Raw genomic sequence first — 20022 nt, forward strand, 5'->3', positions numbered from 1 at the left:
GAGCCGTTTACGGTGCTTATCGTCCACAGACAGATGTCGCTCAGGCCTCATCAAACACCATGGACATAACGTTGAGTGAAGCACCCATTTATGTTGTCATACAGACCTGTTTAACGCCTGCTCCTTACCGAGCGGGCGTTTTTTTATGCATAAACAAAATCCTTCAAGTGACTTCTCGAAGGATTTTGTTTATGCGATTGAAAAATATGTAGGCCCGGTAAGCGAGGCGCCACCGGGCAAGAGGGAATTACTGCGGGGGATTGTTGTTCTGCAGCGTCAACATCAGGCCATCACGGCGCATGGTGGCGGCTTCTTCCGGCTGGTGCAGTCTGTCCAGCGCGTCAGCAAGCCAGGCGTAGTCATAGGCATCCGGGCGCTGTTTGAGAGCAGCACGGAAGGCAAGCGTAGCTTCCTGCCATTCCCCATGCTTCATTAACGACTGACCCAGCGTACTCCACAGCAACGGGCGATCGCCCACGGCTTTAATCTGCTGGCGCAGCACTTTTTCTATCTGTTCCGGATTATTGGTTTTCAGACGCGGGATCGGCAGCACCAGGCGGTCATCGTACTGACGTTTCAAACCATCAATGATGACCTGCTGCGCCGTATCGTGATCGTCACACTCAATCAGATGTTCAGCCATCGCCACCTGCAGGGCAACCTGATGACGGGTTTTACGGCTCTGGTTTTTCCACCATGCACGCAGCCCCTCGCTGCCCTGATCGGCGCGGACTTGATCCATCAAGCCAACCCATGCCTGTTGTTCCAGCATGGCGCGGTGCTCGTCATCACCCACATGCGCTTTTGCCATGGATGGGATGATATCCAGCAAGGAACTCCATGCGCCGGTGCGAATGTAGGCCTGCTCAGCCAGACGCAGCACTTCCGGATGACGTGGCGTCACTTCCAGCAGTTTGTCTACGCTGTGGCGTGCGGCGTGATTTTCATTACGCGCCAGTTGCAGGCGAACGCGAGCGATTTCTACCGGGATCGTATCATTTCCGGCCAGTTCGGCAGCACGCTCAAGGTGTTGGTTGGCGCGCGCTTCGTCACCGCGTTGCTGAGCCGCTTCTGCTGCCAGCAGGTAATTCACTACCGGCTGTTCTGCATGATCGGCATTTTTCGACATCAGCTTCTCAACCTGCTGATAGTCACCTTCCGCCAGTTTGAGTAGGGCCTGTTCGGTCTGTTTACGGGCGCGACGACGCTTACGACCCACAAACCACCCACGGGTATGTGCGCCGGTGCGGAAAATTCGGCGCAACAGCCATTCAATCGCAAACAGGACGACCATGGCGACGATAAGGATGATCACCAGGCCCGTAACGCTGGTTTCGATATTGTAGTTATCCGTCTGGATCAGCACGTAACCCTGATGACCGGCTATCATCGGACCGACGACGATCCCGGCGATCAACAGCACAAAGAGCAACAATACTTTTAGCATCATTATTCTCCTTGCGGCGCGGTTGCCGGAGCGTCTGTCGAAGGCGCTGGCGCAGGTGCTACTGCTACCGGTGCTGTGGCAGGCTGCGCCAGTAAATTACGTACGCGGGTCTGCATTAACTTGTCGAGAATAGCCTGGCTCTGCAGCGTTTCCGGAACATCCATACTGATGCTTTGCTGGCTCAGCTGGTCTACTTCTTCAAGGAACGCTTTGGTCGCTGCATCGTCGGTGTCGTAGTAAGCACGCACCCATGTGGAGACATTTTCCAGCGCCTGGCGGTATGTTTCTTCCTGATGACGCGGCACGGCCTGTGCGGCCACTAACAGACGAGAACGGATGTTCTCACGTAAGTAAACATCCTGGTTCGGTGCCAGCAGCGGGACGGCGGTTTCATCACGACGGCGAATAGTGATAAAGCTGTCCATAAAGTTCTGCCAGCTTTTTTGCAGATTGACGCGCCATTCACTAATCGAACTGGAAAGCTCGCTGCTGTCAGAGTCCATTGGAGAATCGTCGGTGTCGTTGTCGGCCAGACGCAGGTTATCAATCTGATTAGAGAGCTGATTCACTTTCAGGATAATGCCGTCATAGTCGACCTGAGTCACCGCGGACAGGCTCGCGATGTCGTCAGTAATCGCACGTCGCGCGGTAATTAAGCTCGGGTCGTTCATATCTGCCAGACTGGCGTCGGCGCTTTTCAACAGCGCAGCGGCGGTGGTGACGTCCTGATCGCTCCATAATTTACGACCGGCCAGTTTCACCAGAAAATCAGCCTGCGCCAGCAGCCATGTGCCAGCATCGCTGCCGGAGATGGTGGCGACTTTCTGCTGGACTTCATCAAGCTGTTTGACCAGCGTGGCCTGCTGGCGAGTGGCTTCATCCAGCTGTGTTGCCTGCTGTTTAATAATACCTTCCAGCTCAGCTTTTTGGCTTTCCTGCGCTTTTTGCAGCGCCGTCAGCTGGTTCGCCAGCGCATCGCTGGTTGCCGTTTGTGTTGTTGCCTGTTGTTTCCCCCAGCCGTACAGCCCAACGCCTGCAGCCAGCGCAATAGCAATCGCCACAGCGCTCAGAATCAGCGCCGTGCTGTTCTTACTCTTTTTTTCAGTATTGACTGGCTGTGACGTGGTTTCCACGGCCTCCCTGGTCTCTTCAACCACGGCGGAGGATTTTTCTTGTTCCGTCATTATGGCATCCCATTATGAGAGTTATTGTAATGCGCGTAGTAGCGCATCGTTGTCGGCGTTATCAGCGACCTTAATATCTTGCCAGCCCAGTTCCCGGGCGAGGTGCGCCAGACGCTCACTGACGACCAACAGCCGACAGCGTAGTAACCAGTGCTCACGATACCACTGCGGAATGAGCGACCAGAGCTGTTGTAGCATCTCTCCGCTGGTGACAACCACCGTGGTTACGCCACGGGATTGCCAGCGCATCGCTTCTTCCGCACCATCGTAATGTTTTGCACTGCGTTGATAACATTCACAAAAATCGACATCGGCTCCGCGTGCCGTCAGGGTTTCACCTATCAGCTCCCGGCCACCGTTGCCGCGTAATATAAGCGCGCGTTTTCCCGCAATATTTTGTAATTCAGGTAATTGTAGCAAGACTTCGCTAATTTCCCGATCCAGAGGGTAGTGAATATTGAAGCCGCTAACAGTATGCAGCGCCAGCGCCGTTGTACGGCCAATGGCAAAATAACGTGGAAGAGATGGCCAGCTTTTCTCTTGCTGCTGAAGCTCGGCATCTGCAAAGGTAACGGCGTGCTGCGAGAGGGCGAAGACCAGATCGTTCTCCGTCAGCGCCGACAGTCGGGAAGCAACCGTTGCCAGCTCCCGACCAGGTGAAAACTCGATGAGCGGAAAACTCCAGGCCACCTGCCCCAGTGTGCGCAGTCGGCTCACTAACTCTTCCCCTGCGGGAGACGGGCGGGTGACCAGAATACTCATGCGGGGGCTTCTCCGTTATAAACTTCCGCCAGAATGGCGCGCGCACCGTTCTCCAGCAGTTCTTCTGCCAGAGAGATACCCATCTGTTCGGCATCCTGTGTGGCGCCGCGACGTTCTCCGCATACCATCTGTGAACCGTCTGGCGCGCCGACCAGCGCACGTAGCCAAATCTCACCGTCGATGATTTCGGCATAGCTACCAATAGGTACCTGACATCCCCCTTCCAGGCGGGTGTTCATGGCGCGTTCTGCTTTGACGCGTAGCGCGGTCTCTTCATGGTTGAGCGGCGCTAACAGCGCCTGAGTGCGCATATCATCCAGTCGACATTCTATGCCTACTGCGCCTTGCCCGACAGCGGGCAGGGAGACTTCCGGCGGCAGAGCGGTGCGGACTCGCGACTCAAGACCTAAACGTTTTAATCCGGCGACCGCCAGAATAATGGCGTCATAATCGCCGTTATCCAGTTTGCTGAGGCGCGTGCCTACGTTGCCGCGCAGCGAACGGATGACGAGATCCGGGCGACGCTTCGCCAACTGGCACTGGCGACGCAAACTGGATGTCCCGACGATGCTGCCTGCGGGGAGTTCATCCAACGTGTTGTACTTATTTGAGACGAAAGCATCGCGCGGATCCTCTCGCTCACAAATGGTGACCAGCCCAAGACCGTCAGGGAATTCAACCGGCACATCCTTCATGGAATGCACAGCGATATCGGCGCGTTTTTCCAGCAGCGCGACTTCCAGCTCTTTAACAAACAACCCTTTCCCCCCGACCTTCGCCAGCGGGGTATCAAGGATCACATCGCCACGGGTTACCATAGGAACCAGTTCCACGATCAGACCGGGGTGGTTTGCCATTAAGGCGTCTTTGACATAATGTGCCTGCCAGAGCGCAAGGGGGCTTTGGCGTGTGGCAATTCTCAAAACATTGTCTAACATGCTTGTTACCGTCATTATCAATCATTGACCATCCTAACATCCTTATCAAAGGGATGTCAGCGTTACGCTCAAACGTAAGTGAGAGGAAAAGGCGCTGCATCATCACTGGCAGTGAATAATGACGAGAAACCTCCCGACCGTATGAAGGAATTTACACGTAACGAACGGTGCTACACTTGTATGTAGCGCATCTTTCTTTACGGTCAATGAGCAAGGTGTTAAATTGATCACGTTTTAGACCATTTTTTCGGCTGAACAGCATTAAAAAATATGGGCGAAAAACAGGTAACGGTTATTTTTGACATACGGTTTATCCGAATTGATGGCGATTATTGTGAGCGCTTGCGCCGCGGCAATCGACAACATGACGGATAGCAACATCAGGCGATACGTCTTGTACCTCTATATTGAGACTCTGAAACAGAGACTGGATGCCATAAATCAACTGCGTGTGGATCGCGCGCTTGCTGCCATGGGACCTGCCTTCCAGCAGGTATACAGTCTGCTGCCGACATTATTGCACTACCACCATCCGCTGATGCCGGGTTACCTCGATGGTAACGTTCCCAAAGGCATATGCTTTTACACGCCTGATGAAACCCAACGCCACTACCTGAACGAACTGGAACTGTACCGCGGTATGTCGCCGCAGGATCCTCCCAAGGGCGAACTGCCGATCACCGGCGTTTACTCAATGGGCAGCACCTCTTCGGTAGGGCAAAGCTGTTCCTCTGACCTTGATATCTGGGTCTGCCATCAATCCTGGCTGGATAGCGAAGAGCGCCAGCTGCTGCAGCGTAAATGCAGCCTGCTGGAAAGCTGGGCCGCCTCGCTGGGCGTGGAGGTCAGTTTCTTCCTGATTGATGAAAACCGTTTCCGTCACAATGAAAGCGGCAGTCTGGGTGGTGAAGACTGTGGCTCGACGCAGCATATCCTGTTGCTTGATGAATTCTATCGCACCGCTGTGCGCCTCGCGGGTAAACGTATTCTGTGGAATATGGTGCCTGGCGACGAAGAAGAGCATTACGACGATTACGTCATGACGCTCTACGCGCAGGGGGTGCTAACGCCAAACGAATGGCTGGATCTCGGCGGACTCAGTTCGCTTTCCGCCGAAGAGTACTTTGGCGCCAGCCTCTGGCAGTTGTACAAGAGTATCGACTCCCCGTACAAAGCGGTGCTGAAAACGCTGCTGCTGGAAGCCTATTCCTGGGAATACCCAAATCCACGCCTGTTGGCGAAAGATATTAAACAGCGCCTGCACGATGGCGAGATCGTCTCTTTTGGTCTCGACCCTTACTGCATGATGCTGGAGCGCGTTACCGAGTACCTCACGGCGATCGAAGATCCGACGCGCCTGGATTTAGTGCGTCGATGTTTCTACTTAAAAGTGTGTGAGAAACTGAGCCGCGAGCGCGCCTGCGTGGGTTGGCGTCGTGAAGTATTAAGTCAGTTAGTGAATGAGTGGGGCTGGGATGACGCGCGTCTGACTATGCTGGATAACCGCGCTAACTGGAAGATTGACCAGGTACGCGAAGCGCATAACGAACTACTCGATGCGATGATGCAGAGCTATCGTAACCTGATCCGCTTTGCGCGGCGCAATAACCTCAGCGTCAGCGCCAGCCCGCAGGATATCGGCGTGCTGACCCGTAAGCTGTATGCCGCGTTTGAAGCGTTACCGGGTAAAGTCACGCTGGTGAACCCACAGATATCTCCGGATCTCTCGGAACCGAATCTGACCTTTATCCATGTACCGCCGGGTCGTGCTAACCGTTCAGGTTGGTATCTCTACAACCGCGCGCCTAACATGGACTCGATCATCAGCCATCAGCCGCTGGAATATAACCGCTATCTCAACAAGCTGGTGGCGTGGGCCTGGTTCAATGGCCTGCTGACCTCGCGTACGCATTTGTTTATTAAGGGCAACGGCATTGTTGATTTGCCGAAGCTGCAGGAAATGGTCGCCGACGTGTCGCACCACTTCCCGCTGCGACTGCCTGCGCCAACGCCGAAAGCGCTCTATAGCCCATGCGAAATTCGCCATCTGGCGATTATCGTTAACCTCGAATATGACCCAACGGCCGCATTCCGTAATCAGGTGGTACATTTTGATTTCCGTAAGCTGGACGTCTTCAGCTTTGGCGAAGAGCAAAATTGCCTGGTAGGAAGCGTCGACCTGCTGTACCGCAACTCGTGGAATGAAGTGCGTACGCTGCACTTCAACGGCGAGCAGGCGATGATTGAAGCGTTAAAAACGATTCTGGGCAAAATGCACCAGGATGCCGCGCCGCCAGATAGCGTCGAGGTCTTCTGCTATAGCCAGCATCTGCGCGGTTTAATTCGCACCCGCGTCCAGCAACTGGTGTCTGAGTGCATCGAATTACGCCTCTCCAGCACCCGTCAGGAAACCGGACGTTTCAAAGCGCTGCGTGTTTCCGGCCAGACGTGGGGATTGTTCTTCGAGCGCCTGAACGTTTCGGTACAGAAGCTGGAAAACGCAATTGAATTCTATGGCGCGATTTCACATAACAAACTGCACGGGCTTTCCGTCCAGGTTGAGACCAACCATGTGAAACTGCCGTCGGTGGTCGACGGTTTTGCCAGCGAAGGGATTATTCAGTTCTTTTTCGAAGAAACGGGTGATGAGCAGGGCTTTAATATCTACATTCTGGACGAAAGCAATCGGGCCGAGGTGTATCACCACTGCGAAGGTAGCAAAGAGGAGTTGGTACGCGACGTCAGCCGTTTCTACTCATCGTCGCACGATCGTTTTACCTACGGCTCCAGCTTCATCAACTTTAACCTGCCGCAGTTCTATCAGATTGTGAAAACTGACGGGCGCGCGCAGGTGATTCCGTTCCGCACCCAGCCGATTAGCGCTGTTCCGCCAGCCAGTCAGGACAACGACACACCGCTGTTACAGCAGTATTTCTCGTGAGTTAACTTGCCCGGTGGCGCTATGTTTACCGGGCCTACAGTAGGCCGGATAAGCAAAGCGCATCCGGCAAATAAATCAACGGAAGCTCACCTCTTCACCCGCCTGCTGCGTTGCCGCTTGTTCCAACAGATCCCAGAACGTTTCGCCGCTTCGGTCGCAGATCCATTCGTCGCCTTTCAGGTCAAAGTGGTAGCCGCCCTGTTTGGTCGCCAGCCACACCTGGTGCAGCGGCTCCTGACGGTTAATGATAATTTTGCTGCCGTTTTCGAAGCTGATGGTCAGCACGCCGCCGTTGATCTCACAATCGATATCGCTGTCGCCATCCCAGTCATCCAGACGTTCTTCAATGGTCATCCACAGGGTGTCAGCAAGGCGATGAAATTCACTGTCGTTCATTTTCTTATCCTATTTTTCGTGATGCCCGCAGTATAACGTGGAATAAATCGCGATGCAGTTTTTAGCCAAACTCTTGCTTTTACGCCTTCTCCTGCGATGATAGAAAACAGAAAGCATGAACTTTACAGGCAATCCATAATGAAAAACGTGTTAAAGCCACTCGCTGTCATTTTTACTCTGTTCAGCCTGACGGGCTGTGGGTTAAAAGGCCCGCTCTATTTCCCGCCAGCTGATAAAACCGCGCCGCCTCCGACCAAGAGCGTTCAGCCGCAATCGCAATCCACTACGCCTGAGAAAAACGATCGTGGGATTAGTGATGGGCCTTCTCAGGTGAATTACTAACGGCAGGAATAGATTTTACATTTCTGTACCCGCGTGAACGGAGTGAATGATGCAATTCTCTAAAATGCATGGCCTTGGCAACGATTTTATGGTCGTCGACGCGGTAACGCAGAATGTCTTTTTCTCACCAGAGCTGATCCGCCGCCTGGCCGACAGACATCTCGGCGTTGGATTTGATCAACTGCTGGTGGTTGAGCCTCCGTATGATCCGGAGCTGGATTTCCACTACCGTATTTTTAATGCCGACGGCAGTGAAGTGTCACAGTGTGGCAATGGTGCCCGCTGTTTTGCCCGTTTTGTTCGCCTGAAAGGGCTGACCAATAAACGTGATATTCGCGTCAGTACCGCGAATGGTCGTATGGTATTAACCGTAACCGACGACGAGCTGGTGCGGGTGAATATGGGCGAACCCAATTTTGAACCCTCGCAGGTTCCTTTTCGCGCTAACAAAGCAGAGAAGACCTATATTATGCGCGCGGCCGAACAGACAGTATTGTGCGGCGTGGTTTCAATGGGGAACCCGCACTGCGTGATTCAGGTTGATGATGTTGATACGGCCACGGTAGAAACACTGGGACCGGTTCTGGAAAGCCACGAACGCTTCCCTGAACGCGCCAATATCGGATTTATGCAGGTGGTAAAACGCGAGCATATCCGACTGCGCGTCTATGAGCGCGGTGCGGGTGAAACGCAGGCCTGCGGCAGCGGTGCGTGCGCTGCCGTTGCGGTCGGTATCCAGCAGGGTCTGCTGGCAGAAGAAGTGAGGGTGGAATTACCGGGCGGTCGACTTGATATCGCCTGGAAAGGTCCGGGTCATCCGCTGTATATGACTGGCCCGGCGGCACATGTCTACGACGGATTTATTCACTTATGAAGCAACCAGGGGAAGAACTACAGGAAACGCTCATGGAGCTGGACGACCGGGCGGTCGTCGATTACCTGCAACGTAATCCTGAGTTTTTTATCCGTAATGCCCAGGCCGTTGAAGCGATGCGAGTTCCGCACCCAGTGCGGGGCACGGTCTCTTTAGTGGAATGGCATATGGCGCGGGCACGTAATCATATTAACGTGCTGGAAGAGAACATGGCGTTGTTGATGGAACAAGCCAACGCCAATGAAAGCCTGTTCTATCGTCTGTTAAATCTGCAAGGGCGGCTGGTGTCGGCCAGCAGTCTTGACGACATGCTGATGCGATTTCATCGCTGGGCGCGTGAGTTAGGGCTGGCCGGAGCGACGGTTCGTCTGTTCCCGGATCGCTGGCGACTTGGCGCGCCATCAAAATTCACCCATCTGGCATTAAGCCGTCAGGCTTTTGAACCGCTGCGTATCCAGCGTCTGGGTCAGTCACAGCACTATCTTGGGCCGCTCAATGGTCCGGAATTGCTGGTCATGATGCCGGAGGCGAAAGCCATAGGCTCGGTGGCGATGTCGATGCTCGGGCAAGATGGCTCTCTGGGTGTGATGCTGTTTAGCAGCCGTGACGTTAATCATTACCAGCAGGGGCAAGGCACGCAATTGCTGCAGGAAATCTCGCTGATGTTGCCGGAGCTGCTGGAGCGCTGGATTGAACGCGTATGACCGATTCACCCCTTTCTCAGGATGTGGCGCGCTTTTTGCGCTATCTGGGCGTTGAGCGTCAGCTTAGCCCGATCACATTGCTTAATTATCAGCGTCAGCTTGATGCCATCATTGCGTTAGCCGGAGAGACCGGTCTGCAAAGCTGGCAACAATGTGATGCTGCGATGGTACGTAGTTTTGCTGTTCGCAGCCGTCGTAAAGGACTGGGGCCGGCGAGTCTGGCGCTGCGTCTCTCCGCGTTACGCAGTTTCTTCGACTGGCTGGTTAATCAGGGCGAGCTGAAAGCTAATCCGGCAAAAAGCGTTTCCGCGCCGAAAGCACCGCGTCATCTCCCTAAAAATATCGATGTCGACGATGTTAATCGTCTGCTGGATATCGATCTCAACGATCCCCTTGCCGTGCGCGATAGAGCAATGCTGGAAGTGATGTACGGCGCGGGTCTGCGTTTATCTGAGTTGGTTGGGCTGGATATTAAACATCTCGACCTCGACACCGGCGAAGTGTGGGTGATGGGTAAGGGCAGTAAAGAGCGTCGCCTGCCGATTGGCCGCAACGCGGTGGCGTGGATTGAGCACTGGCTGGATCTACGCGGGCTATTTGGTAGCGATGACGATGCGCTATTTCTGTCCAAACTGGGCAAACGCATCTCGGCGCGTAATGTGCAGAAACGCTTTGCTGAATGGGGTATCAAGCAGGGGCTGAACAGCCACGTACATCCCCACAAATTGCGTCACTCCTTTGCGACGCATATGCTGGAGTCGAGCGGCGATCTGCGCGGAGTGCAGGAGTTATTGGGTCATGCCAATCTCTCCACGACTCAAATCTATACCCATCTTGATTTTCAACACCTGGCTTCAGTGTACGATGCGGCGCATCCGCGCGCCAAACGGGGGAAATAATGCGTTTTTACCGGCCTTTGGGGCGCATTTCTGCGCTCACCTTTGACCTTGATGACACCCTTTACGATAACCGTCCCGTTATCACACGCACCGAGCAGGAAGCGCTCGCGTTTGTACAGAATTACCATCCGGCGTTGAATTCGCTGCAAAATAGCGACCTACAGCGCTTACGTCAGGCCGTTCGCGACGCTGAGCCGGAAATCTACCACGATGTTACCCAATGGCGTCACCGTGCCGTAGAGCGCGCTATGCTGGAGGCGGGGTTGTCAGCGGCAGAAGCCAGAATGGGGGCGAATGCGGCGATGATGAATTTTGCCAAATGGCGTAGCCGCATTGAAGTCCCGCAGACGACGCATGACACGCTGAAGGCGCTGGCCCGCAAATGGCCGCTGGTGGCGATCACCAACGGTAACGCGCAGCCGGAACTGTTTGGCCTGGGTGATTACTTTGAGTTTGTGCTGCGCGCCGGTCCCGACGGGCGATCAAAACCCTTTAGCGACATGTACACCTTGGCGGCGGAAAAACTGAAAATGCCTGTGGGTGAGATTCTGCACGTGGGTGATGACCTGACGACGGACGTCGCGGGCGCCATCCGTTGTGGTATGCAGGCCTGCTGGATCAAACCGGAAAATGCCGACCTGATGCAAACTGCAGACAGCCGTTTGCTGCCGCATATCGAAATTTCACAGTTGGCATCTCTAACCTCGCTGATATAATCACCAGCAGAACTCTGTATATATACCCAGCTTTTTGGCGGATGGCGCTACGCTTATCCGCCTTACCTACTTTTACGCGGCGGTGCCAATGGACGTTTCTTACCTGCTCGACAGCCTTAATGATAAACAGCGTGAAGCGGTGGCCGCGCCACGCAGCAACATGCTGGTTCTGGCAGGCGCGGGGAGTGGTAAAACGCGCGTGCTGGTGCACCGTATCGCCTGGTTACTGACGGTTGAGAATAACTCGCCGTACTCCATTATGGCGGTGACCTTTACCAACAAAGCGGCGGCGGAAATGCGCCACCGTATCGGCCAGATCATGGGAACCAGCCAGGGCGGTATGTGGGTGGGGACATTCCACGGTCTGGCCCACCGCCTGCTGCGCGCGCACCATATGGATGCGAACCTGCCGCAGGATTTTCAGATCCTCGACAGTGAAGACCAACTGCGTTTGCTCAAGCGTCTGATCAAAGCGATGAACCTTGATGAGAAGCAGTGGCCGCCGCGTCAGGCGATGTGGTTCATCAACAGCCAGAAAGACGAAGGGCTGCGTCCGCATCATCTGCAAAGCTACGGCAACCCGGTTGAGCAAACCTGGCAGAAAGTGTATCAGGCTTACCAGGAAGCGTGTGACCGCGCGGGGCTGGTGGATTTCGCCGAGCTGCTGCTGCGCGCCCACGAGCTGTGGCTCAACAAACCGCATATCCTGCAGCACTACCGCGAACGTTTTACCAATATCCTGGTGGACGAATTTCAGGATACCAACAACATTCAGTACGCGTGGATCCGCCTGCTGGCGGGCGATACCGGCAAGGTAATGATCGTCGGCGATGACGATCAGTCAATCTACGGCTGGCGCGGAGCGCAGGTGGAGAACATCCAGCGCTTTCTCACGGATTTCCCCGGCGCAGAAACTATTCGCCTGGAGCAGAACTACCGCTCGACTAACAATATCCTCAGCGCGGCCAACGCCCTGATTGAAAACAACAACGGGCGTCTGGGTAAAAAGCTGTGGACCGACGGCGTCGACGGCGAACCGATCTCGCTGTACTGCGCGTTCAACGAACTCGATGAAGCGCGCTTTGTGGTCAATCGTATCAAGACCTGGCAGGACAACGGTGGTGCGCTGGAGCAATGCGCCATTCTGTATCGCAGCAACGCCCAGTCGCGCGTACTGGAAGAGGCGTTGTTACAGGCCAGCATGCCGTATCGGATTTATGGAGGGATGCGCTTCTTCGAACGCCAGGAAATCAAAGATGCGCTTTCCTACCTACGCCTGATCGCCAACCGCAATGACGACGCCGCATTTGAGCGCGTGGTGAATACGCCCACCCGCGGGATTGGCGATCGTACTTTGGATGTGGTGCGTCAGACCTCCCGTGACCGCCAGCTAACGTTGTGGCAGGCCTGTCGTGAGCTGTTGCAGGAAAAAGCCCTCGCGGGTCGCGCCGCCAGCGCCTTACAGCGCTTTATGGAGCTGATTGACGCACTGGCGCAGGAGACCGCCGATATGCCGCTGCACGTGCAGACTGACCGGGTGATTAAAGACTCCGGCCTGCGCATGATGTACGAGCAGGAAAAAGGCGAGAAAGGCCAGACGCGTATCGAAAACTTAGACGAACTGGTGACGGCAACGCGCCAGTTCAGCTACAACGAAGAAGACGAAGACTTAATGCCGCTGCAGGCATTCCTGTCTCACGCTGCGCTGGAAGCGGGCGAAGGGCAGGCGGATACCTGGCAGGACGCGGTACAACTGATGACGCTGCACTCGGCGAAAGGTCTGGAGTTCCCGCAGGTGTTTATCGTCGGGATGGAAGAAGGCATGTTCCCCAGCCAGATGTCGCTGGACGAAGGCGGTCGCCTCGAAGAAGAGCGCCGCCTGGCTTACGTAGGCGTGACCCGCGCAATGCAAAAGCTGACGCTGACCTACGCCGAAACGCGTCGTCTGTACGGCAAAGAGGTTTACCATCGTCCGTCGCGCTTTATCGGCGAACTGCCGGAAGCGTGCGTTGAAGAGGTTCGCCTGCGCGCCACTGTCAGCCGCCCGGTGAGCCATCAGCGGATGGGCACGCCAATGGCGGAAAATGATACCGGCTATAAGCTCGGCCAGCGCGTGCGCCACGCTAAATTTGGCGAGGGCACCATCGTCAACCTGGAAGGAAGCGGCGAACACAGTCGTTTGCAGGTCGCGTTCCAGGGGCAGGGGATCAAATGGCTGGTTGCCGCCTACGCCAGACTGGAAACGGTATGATCGCCTGATGTCGCTGCGCTTATCAGGCCTACGCGGAACGTAATATTTTGATTTGTAGGCCGGATAAGGCGAAGCCGCCATCCGGCTATCTGTCGGTTAATATTCTGAAATCATAGATAAATAATTCCCCTCTGCTAACCTTTCTGTATAAGGGGAAATTATTACTTTTTCGCCATCCGTTGCGTGTTGACGTCAAAATTTTGCTGGCGTAACATGCGCGCACGATTACGCTAAGAGGACATTCGCCTTGGACACACCCAGTAGATACTGGCTCATTATCCTGTCATCCAGGATCAACTCCTAAGGCTATCCCTTTTTGCTGATAGCCTTCGCGGTTGTCAGCGACCTTCTGTTTTTTCCCGTCGCGCTGAGTCAGGCTGTTTAATGGTCTGAAACCCAATTTGTTTCTGTGTGCCCTCCGAACTGTCCGATAATTTTTTGCATTGGGAGTCCCGGTCATGCTGAGCGCATTTCAACTGGAAAACAATCGTTTAACTCGCCTTGAGGCAGACGAGATCGAGCACCTGGCCAGTTCGGTTTGGGTCGATTTAGTCGAGCCGGATGACGAAGAACGAAACCGTGTGCAAAAGGACTTGGGCCAGAATCTGGCTACGCGCCCTGAACTGGAAGACATCGAAGCATCCGCACGTTTTTTTGAAGACGAAGACGGTCTGCACATCCACTCCTTCTTCTTTTACGAAGACGCCGACGATCACGCGGGTAACTCAACCGTCGCATTTACCATTCGCGAAGGCCGCCTGTTTACTCTGCGCGAGCGCGAACTGCCGGCCTTCCGCCTGTACCGCATGCGTGCGCGTAACCAGGCGATGGTGGATGGTAACGCTTACGAGCTGTTGCTCGACCTGTTCGAAACCAAAATTGAACAGCTGGCAGATGAAATCGAAAACATCTACAGCGACCTGGAAAAACTCAGCCGTGTGATCATGGAAGGGCGTCAGGGCGATGAGTATGACGAAGCGCTGTCGACGTTGGCGGAACTGGAAGATATCGGCTGGAAGGTACGTCTGTGTCTGATGGATACCCAGCGCGCGCTGAACTTCCTGGTACGTAAAGCGCGTTTGCCGGGCAGTCAGCTGGAGCAGGCGCGTGAGATCCTGCGCGATATCGAGTCACTGCTGCCTCATAATGAATCGCTGTTCCAGAAGGTTAACTTCCTGATGCAGGCGGCGATGGGCTTTATCAACATCGAGCAGAACCGCATCATCAAGATCTTCTCGGTGGTTTCTGTGGTATTCCTGCCGCCGACGCTGGTGGCTTCCAGCTACGGGATGAACTTTGAGTTTATGCCGGAATTGCACTGGAGCTTCGGTTACCCGGGCGCGATTGTCTTTATGATGCTCGCGGGTTTGGCGCCGTATCTGTACTTTAAGCGCAAGAACTGGCTGTAATAACTGTACTTTATCCGGCCTACGGCGATGTGCTTTTGTAGGCCGGATAAGCGAAGCGCCATCCGGCACTCCCCTAGCTCCGACGAACCCGTCGTTGCGTATAAATCGCATCCATCACGAAAATCGCCAGCGCCACCCAGATAAACGCAAACGTGACCATTTTATCCGTTCCCGGAACTTCACCATAGAAGGTGACGGCCAGCAGGAACATCAGCGTAGGCCCGATATACTGGAAGAATCCCAGCGTTGACAGACGCAGGCGGGTTGCCGCGCCGGTAAAGCACAGAAGCGGAATGGTGGTCACGACACCCGCGGCAATCAGCAGCAGGTTGAGCGAGATGGGGTTTTGCCCCATATGGCTGGTTGAGCTGTCCGCAATGCCAAACAGATAGATGGCGGCGACAGGTAAAAGCCACAGGGTTTCGATCAGCATGCCGGTTTGTGCTTCGACGGCAATCTTCTTGCGCACCAGCCCATAGAATGCAAAGCTGAACGCCAGTCCCAGCGCGATTATTGGCAGCGATCCGAAGGTCCACAGCTGTACCAGCACGCCGCAGGCGGCTAACAGTACCGCCAGCCACTGCATGCGACGAAAGCGCTCACCGAGGAATAGCATTCCCAGCACAATATTCACCAGTGGGTTAATAAAATAGCCGAGGCTGGCTTCCAGCATATGGTGATTATTGACCGCCCAAATGAACAGCAGCCAGTTTCCGCCGATGAGCACTGCAGAGAGCGCCAGCAGGAAGATCTTCTTTGGCGTTTGTAGCAGCGTTTTAACGCCTGACCACTGGCGGCTGATGCTCATCAGTACCACCATAAAGAAAAATGACCAGATGACGCGGTGCGTCAGGATCTCATCCGCCGGAACATAGTAAATCAGCTTGAAGTAGGCGGGAGCGATACCCCAAATAAAATAAGCAGCAAGAGCGAGTAGCACGCCCTGCCGCGTTTGTTTAGCATCCATCGGGAAAACTCATTGCAGAAATGTAACAGCAGTTTACCTTTTTTTAGGCACTTACCCCACCATATAAGTGGCGGTTGCGCTGGCAATATAAAGCTGTTCTTCGTTATGCAATTCCACGCGCGCAACAGCGACTTTATTACCCGCCCGCAGCAGGCTACTGGTGGCGGTAAAGCGATTCCCTCTTCCGGGGCGCAGATAATCAACACGCAAATCGATTGTACCCATGCGTGACATCCGCTGACGTAGTTCGTCCTCGCTGATCGTTTCATGGCGGGTCAGCGTACTCCCAACGCATACCAGCCCGGCGGCGACGTCCAGCGCCGAGGCGATCACGCCGCCATGCAGAATGCTTTGCGCCCAGTTGCCGACCATCATCGGTTGGTTATTAAAGGCTAATTGAGCAAATTCTTTCTCATAGCGTTCGAGCTCCAGTCCCAGCGCCCGGTTAAACGGCATATGATAGACAAACATTTCCCCCACTAACTTCAGCGCTTCCTCAGCAGTAAGTACGGCAGACATACGATCCCTACATCTCGACGGTTAATGAAATGTTGATATTATGCTTATTATTTGTTGTTTTCTACTTTAGGACGGGATAACTAACGAGTAACTAGCTAAGTATGTAGAATACTTGCCAGATAATTATACAATTCATCAATATTTTGGTTCAGGAGAACATTACCGATGCGGGCGATTCTGGGATGGTTACTACCAGCAATTATGCTGCCGTTGACCGCGTATGCGCAGGAAGCGACAGTGAAAGAGATTCATGATGCACCGGCGGTTCGTGGCAGTATTATCGCCAATATGCTGCAGGAACATGACAACCCTTTCACGCTTTATCCTTATGATACCAACTATCTTATTTACACCAATACCAGCGACATGAACAAAGAGGCGATCAGCAGTTATAGCTGGTCCGAAAATGCGCGCAAAGATGAGGTTAAGTTTCAGCTAAGCCTGGCGTTTCCGCTCTGGCGCGGGATATTAGGCCCAAACTCGGTACTTGGTGGTTCCTATACCCAGAAGTCCTGGTGGCAGCTTTCGAACAGTGAAGAGTCTTCACCGTTTCGCGAAACCAACTACGAACCGCAATTATTCCTCGGTTTCGCTACCGACTATCGCTTTGCCGGTTGGACGCTTCGTGATGTCGAAATGGGTTATAACCATGACTCCAACGGCCGATCCGATCCCACGTCACGTAGCTGGAACCGTCTTTATACCCGTCTGATGGCTGAAAATGGTAACTGGCTGGTGGAAGTTAAGCCGTGGTACGTGATTGGTAGCACCGACGATAACCCTGATATCACTAAATACATGGGCTACTATCAGCTGAAAATGGGGTATCACCTGGGTGACGCGGTTATCAGCGTGAAAGGCCAGTACAACTGGAATACCGGCTACGGCGGCGCAGAGCTGGGGGCCAGTTATCCCATCACGAAGCATGTGCGTCTATACACTCAGGTCTACAGTGGTTACGGCGAATCGCTGATTGACTACAACTTCAATCAGACGCGTGTTGGTGTGGGCGTGATGCTCAACGATATCTTCTGATAAGTATTGAGAGTATTTTAATCATTGCAGTTTCTCTCTCAGGCGCTGAAAATAGCTCCTGTTTTTATTTCGGGCGAATGGGGTTAATGTGGCGCAGGCGGAAGTGTTGAATCTGGAAATGGGCGCTAAACAGGTTTTGCAGGAAACCTTTGGCTACCAACAGTTTCGCCCCGGTCAGGAAGAAATCATTGATACCGTGCTCTCTGGTCGCGACTGCCTGGTCGTTATGCCGACCGGCGGCGGTAAATCCCTGTGCTATCAAATTCCCGCATTATTGCTAAACGGACTCACCGTTGTTGTTTCTCCGCTGATTTCCCTGATGAAAGATCAGGTCGATCAACTGCTAGCCAACGGCGTGGCGGCGGCGTGCCTGAATTCTACTCAAAGTCGTGAACAGCAGCTTGAGGTGATGGCGGGCTGTCGCAGCGGGCAGATTCGCTTACTGTACATTGCGCCCGAACGCCTGATGCTGGATAACTTCCTTGAGCATCTGGCGCACTGGAATCCGGTGCTGCTGGCGGTTGATGAAGCGCACTGTATTTCGCAGTGGGGGCATGATTTCCGCCCCGAGTACGCTGCGCTGGGCCAGCTGCGCCAGCGTTTCCCGACGCTGCCGTTTGTGGCGCTGACCGCGACCGCGGATGAGACAACCAGGCTGGACATTGTGCGTCTGCTGGGACTCAACGATCCGTTAATTCAGATCAGCAGCTTTGACCGCCCGAACATTCGCTACATGCTGATGGAGAAGTTTAAGCCGCTCGATCAGCTGATGCGCTACGTGCAAGAGCAGCGCGGTAAGTCTGGCATTATCTATTGTAACAGTCGCGCCAAAGTCGAAGACACCGCCGCGCGTCTGCAAAGCCGTGGCATCAGCGCCGGGGCTTATCATGCCGGGCTGGAAAATGCCGTACGCGCCGAGGTGCAGGAGAAATTCCAGCGTGATGACCTGCAAATCGTAGTGGCGACCGTGGCGTTCGGTATGGGGATCAACAAACCTAACGTACGCTTCGTGGTGCATTTCGATATTCCGCGCAATATCGAATCCTATTACCAGGAAACCGGCCGCGCCGGGCGTGATGGCCTGCCGGCGGAAGCCATGCTGTTTTACGATCCGGCTGATATGGCATGGCTACGCCGTTGCCTCGAAGAGAAACCCGCTGGGCAACTGCTGGATATCGAACGGCATAAGCTCAATGCGATGGGGGCGTTTGCCGAGGCGCAAACCTGTCGTCGTCTGGTGCTGCTGAACTATTTTGGCGAAGGGCGTCAGGAGCCTTGCGGTAACTGCGACATCTGCCTCGATCCGCCAAAACAGTACGACGGACTTATGGATGCGCGCAAAGCGCTGTCGACGATTTACCGTGTTAACCAACGCTTCGGCATGGGGTACGTCGTGGAAGTGCTGCGCGGAGCGAATAACCAGCGTATTCGCGAACTGGCTCATGACAAACTGCCGGTCTATGGCATTGGTCGCGAGCAAAGCCACGAACACTGGGTGAGCGTTATTCGCCAGCTTATTCACCTGGGCCTGGTGACGCAGAATATTGCTCATCACTCCGCGTTACAGCTAACAGAAGCCGCGCGTCCGGTGTTGCGCGGTGACGTTGCGTTACAGCTTGCTGTACCACGTATTGTGGCGCTGAAACCGCGTGCGATGCAGAAATCCTTCGGTGGTAACTACGACCGCAAACTGTTCGCCAAATTGCGTAAGCTGCGTAAAGCCATTGCCGACGAAGAGAACATTCCGCCGTACGTGGTGTTCAACGACGCCACGCTGATTGAAATGGCGGAGCAGATGCCGGTTTCACCGAGTGAAATGCTAAGCGTCAACGGTGTGGGGATGCGGAAACTTGAGCGTTTCGGTAAAGAGTTTATGGCGCTTATTCGCGCACACGTTGATGGTGACGACGAAGAGTAGTCAGCCGGGCAAAAAAGTGCCAGGATGGTGACTCACTGAACTATTCCCCGGCGAGTCATTTTTATGTTAACGCTATTTTTCACCGTTGCGTTGGTGCATATCGTTGCGCTGATGAGCCCCGGTCCCGATTTCTTTTTTGTTTCTCAAACTGCGGTTAGCCGTTCGCGCAAAGAAGCTATGATGGGCGTGCTGGGCATTACCTGCGGCGTCATGGTCTGGGCTGGCGTGGCACTGCTCGGCCTGCATCTGATTATCGAAAAAATGGCCTGGCTGCATACCATTATTATGGTCGGCGGGGGGCTGTATCTGTGCTGGATGGGTTATCAGATGCTGCGCGGCGCGTTTAAAAAACAGGATGTTGCAGCGCCCACTCCGCAGGTGGAGCTGGCGCAGAGCGGACGCAGCTTTTTGAAAGGTCTGCTGACCAACCTGGCGAACCCTAAAGCCATTATCTATTTTGGCTCCGTCTTCTCATTGTTCGTTGGCGACAACGTGGGAACGGGCGCGCGCTGGGGGATCTTTGCTCTGATTATCGTGGAAACGCTGGCGTGGTTTACCGTGGTCGCCAGCCTGTTTGCTCTGCCGAAAATGCGTCGTGGTTATCAGCGTCTGGCGAAGTGGATTGATGGTTTTGCCGGTGCGCTGTTCGCAGGCTTCGGTATCCATCTGATTATTTCGCGCTAAGTTTGTTGCCCGCCTGGGAGTCCCAGGCGGTATGCG

General features: G+C 54.4%; 19 protein-coding genes. 12 read left to right on the forward strand and 7 right to left on the reverse strand.

The window, feature by feature from the left end:
* Nucleotides 1-247 precede the first annotated feature (247 nt).
* The 4 genes from hemY to hemC are packed head-to-tail and all read right to left on the reverse strand — an operon-like array spanning nucleotide 248 to nucleotide 4331.
* On the reverse strand, nucleotides 248-1447 hold the full coding sequence (gene hemY / locus SK38_RS22885; RefSeq protein WP_048215221.1) for a protoheme IX biogenesis protein HemY: 1200 nt from the start codon (nucleotides 1445-1447) through the stop codon (nucleotides 248-250).
* Between the two features lie 2 nt (nucleotides 1448-1449).
* On the reverse strand, nucleotides 1450-2631 hold the full coding sequence (hemX, locus tag SK38_RS22890) for a uroporphyrinogen-III C-methyltransferase (RefSeq protein ID WP_048237113.1): 1182 nt from the start codon (nucleotides 2629-2631) through the stop codon (nucleotides 1450-1452).
* A 21-nt stretch (nucleotides 2632-2652) separates the two neighbouring features.
* Nucleotides 2653-3393 (reverse strand): uroporphyrinogen-III synthase, encoded by a 741-nt coding sequence (hemD, locus tag SK38_RS22895; RefSeq protein ID WP_048237114.1) that lies wholly within the window; start codon nucleotides 3391-3393, stop codon nucleotides 2653-2655.
* Nucleotides 3390-4331 (reverse strand): hydroxymethylbilane synthase, encoded by a 942-nt coding sequence (hemC, locus tag SK38_RS22900; protein ID WP_003841203.1) that lies wholly within the window; start codon nucleotides 4329-4331, stop codon nucleotides 3390-3392. The genes hemD and hemC overlap by 4 nt, the downstream gene beginning before the upstream one ends.
* 394 nt (nucleotides 4332-4725) lie before the next feature.
* On the opposite strand from hemC, the gene cyaA reads away from it, so the two are divergent.
* Entirely contained in the window at nucleotides 4726-7272 is a 2547-nt protein-coding gene (gene cyaA, locus SK38_RS22905) for a class I adenylate cyclase (protein WP_048237124.1), read from the forward strand.
* A 75-nt stretch (nucleotides 7273-7347) separates the two neighbouring features.
* Here cyaA and cyaY read toward each other — a convergent pair whose 3' ends face one another.
* A complete protein-coding gene (gene cyaY / locus SK38_RS22910) occupies nucleotides 7348-7668 on the reverse strand; it encodes an iron donor protein CyaY (RefSeq protein WP_003828967.1) in 321 nt (106 codons plus the stop codon).
* Nucleotides 7669-7806: 138 nt separating this feature from the next.
* Here cyaY and lptM point away from each other — a divergent pair, with 138 nt between their 5' ends.
* The 8 genes from lptM to corA all read left to right on the forward strand — a co-directional run bounded on the left by lptM (nucleotide 7807) and on the right by corA (nucleotide 14863).
* Nucleotides 7807-8010, forward strand: coding sequence for an LPS translocon maturation chaperone LptM (gene lptM, locus SK38_RS22915; RefSeq protein WP_003017937.1), 204 nt, complete (start codon nucleotides 7807-7809; stop codon nucleotides 8008-8010).
* A 49-nt stretch (nucleotides 8011-8059) separates the two neighbouring features.
* Complete coding sequence (gene dapF, locus SK38_RS22920; RefSeq protein WP_003017933.1) at nucleotides 8060-8884, forward strand: diaminopimelate epimerase; 825 nt, start codon at nucleotides 8060-8062, stop codon at nucleotides 8882-8884.
* A complete protein-coding gene (locus SK38_RS22925) occupies nucleotides 8881-9588 on the forward strand; it encodes a DUF484 domain-containing protein (protein WP_008787084.1) in 708 nt (235 codons plus the stop codon). The genes dapF and SK38_RS22925 overlap by 4 nt, the downstream gene beginning before the upstream one ends.
* The gene (gene xerC, locus SK38_RS22930; protein ID WP_032945700.1) at nucleotides 9585-10487 is read left to right on the forward strand and encodes a tyrosine recombinase XerC; all 903 of its coding nucleotides are present in this window, start codon (nucleotides 9585-9587) and stop codon (nucleotides 10485-10487) included. Before SK38_RS22925 ends, xerC begins: the two co-directional genes overlap by 4 nt.
* Nucleotides 10487-11203 carry a 5-amino-6-(5-phospho-D-ribitylamino)uracil phosphatase YigB gene (yigB, locus tag SK38_RS22935; protein WP_032945701.1) on the forward strand — a complete coding sequence of 239 codons (717 nt, stop codon included), beginning with the start codon at nucleotides 10487-10489 and terminating at the stop codon, nucleotides 11201-11203. The genes xerC and yigB overlap by 1 nt, the downstream gene beginning before the upstream one ends.
* A gap of 88 nt (nucleotides 11204-11291) precedes the next feature.
* On the forward strand, nucleotides 11292-13454 hold the full coding sequence (gene uvrD / locus SK38_RS22940; protein WP_003828957.1) for a DNA helicase II: 2163 nt from the start codon (nucleotides 11292-11294) through the stop codon (nucleotides 13452-13454).
* A gap of 247 nt (nucleotides 13455-13701) precedes the next feature.
* Nucleotides 13702-13758 carry a YsgD/CorL family protein gene (gene ysgD / locus SK38_RS25275; RefSeq protein WP_212723238.1) on the forward strand — a complete coding sequence of 19 codons (57 nt, stop codon included), beginning with the start codon at nucleotides 13702-13704 and terminating at the stop codon, nucleotides 13756-13758.
* 154 nt (nucleotides 13759-13912) lie between these two features.
* Nucleotides 13913-14863 (forward strand): magnesium/cobalt transporter CorA, encoded by a 951-nt coding sequence (gene corA, locus SK38_RS22945; protein WP_003017920.1) that lies wholly within the window; start codon nucleotides 13913-13915, stop codon nucleotides 14861-14863.
* Between the two features lie 73 nt (nucleotides 14864-14936).
* Here corA and rarD read toward each other — a convergent pair whose 3' ends face one another.
* Both rarD and yigI read right to left on the reverse strand, forming a co-directional pair.
* Nucleotides 14937-15830 (reverse strand): EamA family transporter RarD, encoded by an 894-nt coding sequence (rarD, locus tag SK38_RS22950; RefSeq protein ID WP_048215218.1) that lies wholly within the window; start codon nucleotides 15828-15830, stop codon nucleotides 14937-14939.
* Nucleotides 15831-15881: 51 nt separating this feature from the next.
* Entirely contained in the window at nucleotides 15882-16349 is a 468-nt protein-coding gene (yigI, locus tag SK38_RS22955; RefSeq protein WP_003017917.1) for an acyl-CoA thioesterase YigI, read from the reverse strand.
* A 165-nt stretch (nucleotides 16350-16514) separates the two neighbouring features.
* Here yigI and pldA point away from each other — a divergent pair, with 165 nt between their 5' ends.
* The 3 genes from pldA (at nucleotide 16515) to rhtC (ending at nucleotide 19986) form a co-directional block, all read left to right on the forward strand.
* Nucleotides 16515-17384, forward strand: a complete 870-nt coding sequence (gene pldA / locus SK38_RS22960) for a phospholipase A (RefSeq protein WP_003828947.1) — start codon at nucleotides 16515-16517, stop codon at nucleotides 17382-17384.
* A gap of 88 nt (nucleotides 17385-17472) precedes the next feature.
* Nucleotides 17473-19302: an ATP-dependent DNA helicase RecQ gene (gene recQ / locus SK38_RS22965; protein ID WP_008787089.1), complete on the forward strand. Its 1830-nt coding sequence runs from the start codon at nucleotides 17473-17475 to the stop codon at nucleotides 19300-19302.
* Nucleotides 19303-19365: 63 nt separating this feature from the next.
* Nucleotides 19366-19986, forward strand: coding sequence for a threonine export protein RhtC (rhtC, locus tag SK38_RS22970; RefSeq protein WP_003828942.1), 621 nt, complete (start codon nucleotides 19366-19368; stop codon nucleotides 19984-19986).
* Nucleotides 19987-20022 lie beyond the last annotated feature (36 nt).

It is taken from the genome of Citrobacter sp. MGH110, from assembly GCF_001037515.1.
Lineage (GTDB): Bacteria > Pseudomonadota > Gammaproteobacteria > Enterobacterales > Enterobacteriaceae > Citrobacter > Citrobacter portucalensis.

Coding starts and splice junctions, on each gene's coding strand:
- corA (WP_003017920.1), top strand. CDS start 13,913: ATGCTGAGCGCATTTCAACTGGAAAACAATCGTTTAACTCGCCTTGAG.
- SK38_RS22925 (WP_008787084.1), top strand. CDS start 8,881: ATGAAGCAACCAGGGGAAGAACTACAGGAAACGCTCATGGAGCTGGAC.
- cyaY (WP_003828967.1), bottom strand. CDS start 7,668: ATGAACGACAGTGAATTTCATCGCCTTGCTGACACCCTGTGGATGACC.
- pldA (WP_003828947.1), top strand. CDS start 16,515: ATGCGGGCGATTCTGGGATGGTTACTACCAGCAATTATGCTGCCGTTG.
- yigI (WP_003017917.1), bottom strand. CDS start 16,349: ATGTCTGCCGTACTTACTGCTGAGGAAGCGCTGAAGTTAGTGGGGGAA.
- rarD (WP_048215218.1), bottom strand. CDS start 15,830: ATGGATGCTAAACAAACGCGGCAGGGCGTGCTACTCGCTCTTGCTGCT.
- yigB (WP_032945701.1), top strand. CDS start 10,487: ATGCGTTTTTACCGGCCTTTGGGGCGCATTTCTGCGCTCACCTTTGAC.
- hemC (WP_003841203.1), bottom strand. CDS start 4,331: ATGTTAGACAATGTTTTGAGAATTGCCACACGCCAAAGCCCCCTTGCG.
- xerC (WP_032945700.1), top strand. CDS start 9,585: ATGACCGATTCACCCCTTTCTCAGGATGTGGCGCGCTTTTTGCGCTAT.
- uvrD (WP_003828957.1), top strand. CDS start 11,292: ATGGACGTTTCTTACCTGCTCGACAGCCTTAATGATAAACAGCGTGAA.
- lptM (WP_003017937.1), top strand. CDS start 7,807: ATGAAAAACGTGTTAAAGCCACTCGCTGTCATTTTTACTCTGTTCAGC.
- rhtC (WP_003828942.1), top strand. CDS start 19,366: ATGTTAACGCTATTTTTCACCGTTGCGTTGGTGCATATCGTTGCGCTG.
- hemD (WP_048237114.1), bottom strand. CDS start 3,393: ATGAGTATTCTGGTCACCCGCCCGTCTCCCGCAGGGGAAGAGTTAGTG.
- hemY (WP_048215221.1), bottom strand. CDS start 1,447: ATGCTAAAAGTATTGTTGCTCTTTGTGCTGTTGATCGCCGGGATCGTC.
- dapF (WP_003017933.1), top strand. CDS start 8,060: ATGCAATTCTCTAAAATGCATGGCCTTGGCAACGATTTTATGGTCGTC.
- hemX (WP_048237113.1), bottom strand. CDS start 2,631: ATGACGGAACAAGAAAAATCCTCCGCCGTGGTTGAAGAGACCAGGGAG.